The sequence below is a fragment of the Thermostichus sp. OS-CIW-20 genome (genome assembly GCF_054061455.1).
In genome coordinates, this window is record NZ_JBSSEF010000011.1 from 60471 (window position 1) to 67782 (window position 7312).

Below are 7312 nucleotides of genomic sequence, written 5' to 3' on the forward strand. Positions count from 1 at the left end.
TGCCGAAGACGAGAGAGCCTAAACCCGACGCAACCGCAGTCGCTGCACCCATTCTTCCCCAAAGCGCAGCCAGTCTGCCATTTTTTCTGGAGTCACCGGTGGTGGGTAATCCCGCCAAATGACAAGCTGCGGCCCGAATCCCTCCGCATAACAAGGAGGATGCTGCTCCAAGAAGTTGAGGAAACTGGGGTGGAAGCGCAGGCGAATCTTAGCCTCATCTTCTCCGCGCAAAAGGTAGCGGCGAGAAAAGTCGGGATGGTTCTCGAAATTGATATCCTGCATGCCAAAAGCTTTAGCAACGTCGTGGAACAAGGGAACTTCTGGGTGCAGCCGAAAATGAGGTAGCCGTAGATCTTCGCAATAGGCCCAGAAAACAGACTGGCAATGAGTGCCGCGACTCTTGCCCCAGACAATCCTGCGACTCTTGCCCCTGCCGCTGGGGTACCTATGATCGTCGGGTGTGGGCGCTCCTGCCCTGGCCCGCCTCTTGCCCCTGCCGCTGGGGTACCCATACTGATAGTCAAAGGCACCGATCTCAGTTCCATCGATTAGCCGCTTGGACATTGAGTTGTAGAAACGTCGATCGTAGCCTTGTTCAAATAGTTTAAAGCCTGCCTGAAGCAAGCGGGAGCGGATCCCTTCGGGTAGCTCTGCTGAAAACGACATGCCCAGGCTCCTGGCCACCTGCTCCAAAGCTTCCCGACGCTTCTTCTCTAGATAGGCCTCTAGATAGGCGATAAGCGCCGGGAGGCCAACAACAAAAAGAACAGAAACAATAAGAAAAATAAGCAATTCCATAAGCCCTTCCATCCCAAGCCTCCCTCTGAGTCTGTAAACTTCAGCACCCCCACCCAGAGTACCAGAGCAGGCACAAAAAAGGGATCCCTCCAGCAAGAAGGGATCCCGTTCAAAAGCCTTGGCCGAGAACTAATGGTTTAGATGAGAATCAGGCGTCGAAATAGAGCGCGAACTCGTAGGGGTGAGGCCGCAGGTTGATGGGGTTGATCTCGTTGTCAATTTTGTACTCGATGTAGGCCTCGATGAGATCTTCGGTAAAGACACCTCCCTCCAACAAGAAAGCGTGATCCTTCTGCAGGTTTTCCAGAGCATCCAGCAGGGATCCGGGCGTGGAGGGGATCTTGGCTAGCTCGTCTGGCTCTAGATCGTAGATGTCTTTGTCCAGGGGCTCGCCGGGGTGGATCTTGTTCTTGATCCCGTCCAAGCCGGCCATCAACATGGCCGAGAAGGCGATGTAGGGGTTGCAGGTGGCATCGGGGCAGCGAAACTCCAGCCGCTTGGCCTTGGGATTTTTGCCCGTGACCGGAATGCGAATGGAAGCCGAGCGGTTGCCCTGCGAGTAGGCCAGGTTTACCGGCGCCTCAAACCCGGGCACCAAGCGCTTGTAGGAGTTGGTGGTGGGATTGGTGAAGGCCAGGATGGCCGGGGCGTGCTTGAGCAGGCCGCCGATGTAGTAGAGAGCCGTTTCGCTGAGATCGGCATAGTTGCCCTCTTGGTAGAACAGGGGCTGGCCGTCTTTCCAGAGGGACTGGTGCGTGTGCATGCCGCTGCCGTTGTCATTGAAGAGGGGCTTGGGCATGAACGTCACCGTCTTGCCGTGCTTGCGGGCCACGTTCCGGATCACGTACTTGTAAATCATCATGTAGTCGGCAGCCGTGATCAGATCGGCAAAGCGGTAGCCCAGCTCCCCTTGCCCGCCGGTAGCCACCTCGTGGTGGTGCTTCTCGATAGGCACCCCCAACTTGGCCATCGTCAGCAGCATCTCGGTGCGGAGGTCTTGGTGGGCATCGGTGGGCGGCACAGGGAAATAGCCTTCTTTGTAGCGCGGCTTGTAGCCCAGGTTGCCCCCTTTCTCCTCCCGGCCTGAGTTCCAGCGGCCCTCGATGGAATCGACGAAGTAGTAGCCGGCGTTCTGAGTTTGGTCAAACCGTACATCTTCAAAGATGAAAAACTCTGCCTCGGGCCCAAAGTAAGCCGTATCGGCAATGCCTGTCGATTGCAGGTAAGCCACAGCCCGCATGGCCAGGCTCCGAGGACAACGGCTGTAGGGCTGACCGGTGCGGGGTTCAATGATGCTACAGATGAGGCTGAGGGTGGGCACTTGGAAAAAGGGGTCGATCCAGGCCGTTTTGGGGTCTGGCACCATGTACATGTCTGACTCGTTGATGGATTTCCAGCCTCGGATGCTGGAGCCATCAAAGGGCAGCCCTTCGCTAAAAGCTTGCTCCGTCAGCATTGAAGAGTGGAAGGAGACATGCTGCCAGGTGCCAAAGAGATCCACAAACTTGAGATCCACCATCTGGACATCGTTGTCCTGGATCATCTGAAGCACATCTTGGGGCGTGGATGCCATTACTCTCTCCTGATTGGGTTGCGGTTGAGACTGGGGTAATCAAAGGTAGACGGGATCCCCACGCTTCGACTTGAATGGGCCAAAAGCGCTCACCCATCCTAGAAAAGCCGATCTCAGCATTTTGTAGTTTCTGATACGAAATTGCCCTGGCTTTGGCCTTCTGCTCCAGAGGTTGGCCATCGCGCCTCTCAGCCAGGCGTTTCTGCCCTGTTGTCCTCCAGACAGAGACAAAACCCTGTCCCCCTAGCTAGAGGAAAGCGAAAATGGGACTAACAAGCTCCAGCCTCGCCGAGGGTACCAGCTCGTGTTAGGCTAAAACGTAGTCGTTATGAGTTTGGTTTAGTTTTCAGCAACAGCAAGGAGCGACATCGGATGACAGAGCAAAGTCGGGTTGAGAACGTGGTGATTATTGGTTCTGGCCCTGCTGGGTTTACGGCGGCCATTTATGCCGGGCGTGCCAACCTGAAGCCGGTTGTGTTTGAGGGGTTTCAGGTGGGCGGGATCCCGGGCGGGCAGTTGATGACCACCACCGAGGTGGAGAACTTTCCGGGTTTTCCCGAGGGCATCAGTGGCCCCCAACTGATGAAAAACATGCGTGCCCAGGCGCAGCGGTGGGGGGCAGAGCTTTACCCCGAGGACGTCACCTTTGTGGATCTGAGCCAGCGGCCTTTTGTGGTTCGCTCTGACGAACGGGAAGTGCGCACCCACAGCCTGATTATTGCCACCGGGGCCACGGCCAAGCGCCTGCACTTGCCCGGAGAGGAGATCTACTGGAACCGGGGCATGTCGGCCTGCGCCGTCTGCGATGGGGCCATGCCCATGTTTAGGGGGGTGGAGCTGGTGGTCATTGGCGGCGGCGATACCGCCTGTGAGGAGGCCACCTACCTGACCAAGTTTGGATCCCATATCCACATGCTGGTGCGCAGTGGCAAGATGCGGGCCAGCAAGGCCATGCAAGACCGGGTGCTCAACCACCCCAAGATTACCGTCCACTGGCACACGGAGGCGGTGGAGGTTCTGGGCGACGGCCTGCGCCTGACGGGGGTGAAGGTGCGCAACAACCAGACGGGCGAGATTCGGGAGATGGCAGTGGGCGGCCTGTTCTACGCCATCGGCCACAAGCCCAACACCGACTTGTTCAAAGGGCAACTGGAACTGGATGAAGTGGGCTACATTGTCACCCGCCCAGGATCTGTAGCCACCAGTGTAGAGGGCGTGTTTGCCGCCGGGGATGTGCAGGATCACGAGTTTCGCCAGGCCATCACCGCTGCCGGCACCGGCTGTATGGCGGCCATGCTGGCGGAGCGCTGGCTCTCCGAACACGGCCTGGCACAGGAGTATCACGTCGTCCCTCAAAGCCATCTTGAGCCCGCTTCTGCCTCTGCTGTCGAGGTAGAGCCGGAGGGAGACTCGGCTGTTGAGGAGGCCAGTTTTGAGCAGGAGGTGCAAGATGACCTCGACTTCAGCCAGACCTGCCACGAGGGGAGCTATGCCCTGCGGCGGCTCTACCACGAAAGCGATCGCCTGCTGATGGTCAAGTACACCGCCCCCACCTGTGCCCCTTGTCATGCCCTCAAGCTGATCTTGAACAAGGTCATCGAAGAGTTTGCCGACAAGCTGCATGTGGTGGAGATCGACATCGAGAAAGACCCGGAGATCGCCGAGGCAGGGGGGGTCACCTGCACGCCGACGGTGCAGTTTTTCAAAAACAAGGAGCTGGTGGCTCAGGTGGTGGGTGTCAAGCCCAAGTCCCACTACCGGGAGGTGATCCAGGCGAATTTGTCTGAGGCAAAATCAGCTTGAGGTAGTCCCCCTCACCCCCGGCCCCTCTCCCAGCCCCTCTCCCTGAGGGAGAGGGGAGCTAGGCGGCTAGTCGGCAAAGGCGCTGTAGTAGGCACCCTGCAGGGCGGCCAAAGAGACTGACAACAGGGGATCCCCTTCTGCCGTTGTCAACACCAACGGATCCGCAGGCCCGCCCACCTGTCCTAGAAGCTGCCACTGGCCGGGGAGCTGCGACTCTAAGTAGGCTTCCCAAGGAGAGCGCTGGGCCGGGTCCACAGAAACGAGGATGCGGCTGGATCCCTCGCCAAAGAGGGCCTGATCCCAGCGCAGGGATCCAGGAGCTAGGGAGACGCTGGCGCCGCGGCCCCCACTCAGGCAGGCTTCTGCCAAGGCCACCGCCAGCCCTCCCTCGCTGCAGTCGTGGGCGGAGCGCACCCACCCCTGGCGGATGCCGTGGCGGCAGGCCCCTTGCACGCGCTTTTCCAGCTCCAGATCCACGGGGGCAGGACGACCCGTGACCTTGTTGTAGATTGCCGCCAAATACTCGCTGCCGCCCAGGCTGGTGACGGCCTGGGATCCCAAGAGGTAGACGAGATCCCCTTCTTGCTGCCACCCCTGGCCACAGATGAATTTCAAGTCCGGAATGAGGCCCACCATGCCGATGACGGGGGTGGGGTAGATGGCCTGGGATCCCTTCTCGTTGTAGAGGGAGACGTTCCCCCCCGTAACCGGCGTGCCCAGGGCGCGGCAGGCCTCGGCAATCCCCCGACAGGCCAGGGCCAACTGCCAGTACACCACTGGGTTTTCCGGGCTGCCGAAGTTGAGGTTGTCGGTTATGGCTAGGGGATCCGCCCCCACGCAGGAGAGGTTGCGGGCGGCTTCGGCCACGGCGGCCTTGGCCCCCTCGTAGGGATCCAAATACACCCAGCGGCCATTGCCATCTAGGGTGGCGGCAATGGCTTTGCGGGCAGCCTGCAGAGGGGGCACCTCGCCCACGCCAAATTTTTGGGAGCGGATGCGGATAACCGCCGCATCTCCCTGTCCCGGCCAAAGGACGGTGTTGTTTTGCACCTGGTGGTCATACTGGCGATAGATCCAGGCTTTGCTGGCCAGGGTGGGGCTTGCCAAAAGCTGCAGCAGCACCTGCTCCCACGGCAGCGTTTCCTGGGGTAGGTGGATCCCTTGCCGGTCGCAGGGGGGAAGGGTACTGGGATCCCATTGCCAGGCTGCCTGCACATACTCTGGCGGCTCTGGCAACACGGGACGGACGTATACAGGGGTATCCTCCGCCAAGGCCCGCGCCGGCACTCGCACCACGCAGGATCCCTGGTGCCAGATCTCCACCAGCGGCTCGGCAATGACTTCCCCAACCACGCTGGCCTGCAGGCCCCAGCGGTGGAAGATCTCTATGACCTCTGCTTCCCGGCCTTTCTGCACCACCAGCAGCATCCGCTCTTGGGACTCCGAAAGGAGGTATTCCCAAGCTTCCATGCCGCTTTCTCGGGCCGGCACGCGGTCGAGGTCGAAGCGGATCCCCACCCCTCCCTTGGCCGCCATCTCCGCGGTGGAGCAGGTGATCCCGGCAGCGCCCATGTCCTGCGCAGCCACCACTGCTCCTGTGGCAAAGGCTTCCAGGCAGGCCTCGATGAGACATTTGCCCAGAAAGGGATCCCCCACCTGCACCGCCGGCCGATCCTGCTGCGCGTCCTCCTTGAGCTCGGCGCTGGCAAAGCTGGCCCCGCGGATCCCGTCCCGGCCGGTGGTGGCGCCGACGTACAAGATCGGGTTGCCCACTCCCCGCGCTGCCGACTTCACCACCGCCGGCGTCTCCAGCAGGCCCAGGGCCATGACGTTGACCAGGGGGTTGCCGCTGTAGCAGGGATCCACCGCCACTTCCCCCCCCACCGTGGGCACCCCCACGCAGTTGCCGTAGTGGGCGATCCCCTCCACCACCCTGGCCATGAGGCGGCGGTTGCGGGGATCCGTGAGCGGCCCAAAGCGCAAAGAGTTCAACAGCGCAATGGGGCGGGCGCCCAGGGTAAAGATATCCCGCAGGATGCCCCCCACCCCGGTGGCCGCCCCCTGGAAGGGTTCCACGGCGGAAGGATGGTTGTGGGACTCGATCTTAAAGGCCAGCCAGTCCCCATCCCCCAGATCCACCACGCCGGCATTTTCCCCCGGCCCCACCACCACCCGCTCGCCCGTGGTGGGAAAGTGCTTTAGCAGAGGGCGGGAGTTCTTGTAGCAGCAGTGCTCCGACCACATCACCCCAAACATGGCCAGCTCGGTGGGGTTGGGATCCCGGCCCAGTTGCTGCTGGATCTGGCGGTATTCCTCTGGGGAAAGGCCGTGGGCTTTCAGGTCTGGCGGGGCAGAAGCGGAGGTCATAGCGTTCAAGGTTTACCTAATTCGCCAGGAAGGCCTGCCCTGTACCCCCCTATATCCCCCCGTACACGGGGGGACTGGGGGGCCGGTCAGGGTCGGGATGAATGGCGAAGACACTCATGAACAGATATCGTAATCTCATGTGCGAATTGCCTACCAGTACCGCTTGCGCCCTACTTCTAGCCAAGTCGCCCTAATGGGTGAGTGGCTGGAGTTGTTGCGTAAACAGTACAACTATCGCTTGGCGGAGCGCTTCCGCTGGTGGGAGCAAAATCGCTGCGGTATCCATGCTTGCTCCTTAACGGTCTGTCATCTGCCTGAGTTGAAGGAGCAGCCCGACTTGTACTCGCAGCAGCGGGACTTGCCCAATACCAAGGCTTTGTTTCCTGAATACCGAGAGATTTATTCCCAGGTGCTCCAAGACTGCATACGGCGGGTACAAAGGGCCTTTGATAGATGGATCAAAGGTGACTCCAACGGCAAGCGGGCAGGAAGGCCGAGATTTAAGGGTGTTGGGCGGTACCGCTCCTTTACCTTCCCCCAAATGAAGCAGGACTGCATTCGAGGGAAGTTTATCCATCTGCCCAAAATTGGGCCGGTTAAGCTGATCCAGCACCGTCCTTTGCCCGACGGTTTTACGATCAAGACTGCTACCGTTACCCGCAAGGTTGATGGGTGGTACAGCCTGTTAAGGGCTCAAGGGGTACAATAGCAGCACTTAGCAAACCAACTTCGGAAGGAGGATGGATTGATCAGTAGTAAAGAAGTCTTCAC

At 60.0% G+C, this 7312-nt stretch carries 4 protein-coding genes and 1 pseudogene; 2 read left to right on the forward strand and 3 right to left on the reverse strand.

The genetic code is table 11. From position 1 onward, the window contains the following. Positions 1-18 precede the first annotated feature (18 nt). Positions 19-894, reverse strand: coding sequence for a hypothetical protein (locus ACVWXC_RS06275; protein WP_457391648.1), 876 nt, complete (start codon positions 892-894; stop codon positions 19-21). A gap of 52 nt (positions 895-946) precedes the next feature. Next, entirely contained in the window at positions 947-2371 is a 1425-nt protein-coding gene (glnA, locus tag ACVWXC_RS06280; protein WP_099884009.1) for a type I glutamate--ammonia ligase, read from the reverse strand. Positions 2372-2743: 372 nt separating this feature from the next. Between glnA and trxB the strand changes: the two genes are divergently transcribed. Next, positions 2744-4174, forward strand: a complete 1431-nt coding sequence (gene trxB / locus ACVWXC_RS06285) for a thioredoxin-disulfide reductase (protein ID WP_011430211.1) — start codon at positions 2744-2746, stop codon at positions 4172-4174. A 66-nt stretch (positions 4175-4240) separates the two neighbouring features. Here trxB and purL read toward each other — a convergent pair whose 3' ends face one another. Further along, positions 4241-6541, reverse strand: a complete 2301-nt coding sequence (gene purL / locus ACVWXC_RS06290; protein ID WP_457391645.1) for a phosphoribosylformylglycinamidine synthase subunit PurL — start codon at positions 6539-6541, stop codon at positions 4241-4243. A 139-nt stretch (positions 6542-6680) separates the two neighbouring features. Here purL and ACVWXC_RS06295 point away from each other — a divergent pair. Next, positions 6681-7229: pseudogene (locus tag ACVWXC_RS06295) on the forward strand (RNA-guided endonuclease InsQ/TnpB family protein); the annotation flags it as partial. Between the last annotated feature and the right edge of the window lie 83 nt (positions 7230-7312).

What these genes read in the sequence shown, in the direction of transcription:
- purL (WP_457391645.1), bottom strand. Translation starts at nt 6,541, where the DNA reads ATGACCTCCGCTTCTGCCCCGCCAGACCTGAAAGCCCACGGCCTTTCC.
- glnA (WP_099884009.1), bottom strand. Translation starts at nt 2,371, where the DNA reads ATGGCATCCACGCCCCAAGATGTGCTTCAGATGATCCAGGACAACGAT.
- trxB (WP_011430211.1), top strand. Translation starts at nt 2,744, where the DNA reads ATGACAGAGCAAAGTCGGGTTGAGAACGTGGTGATTATTGGTTCTGGC.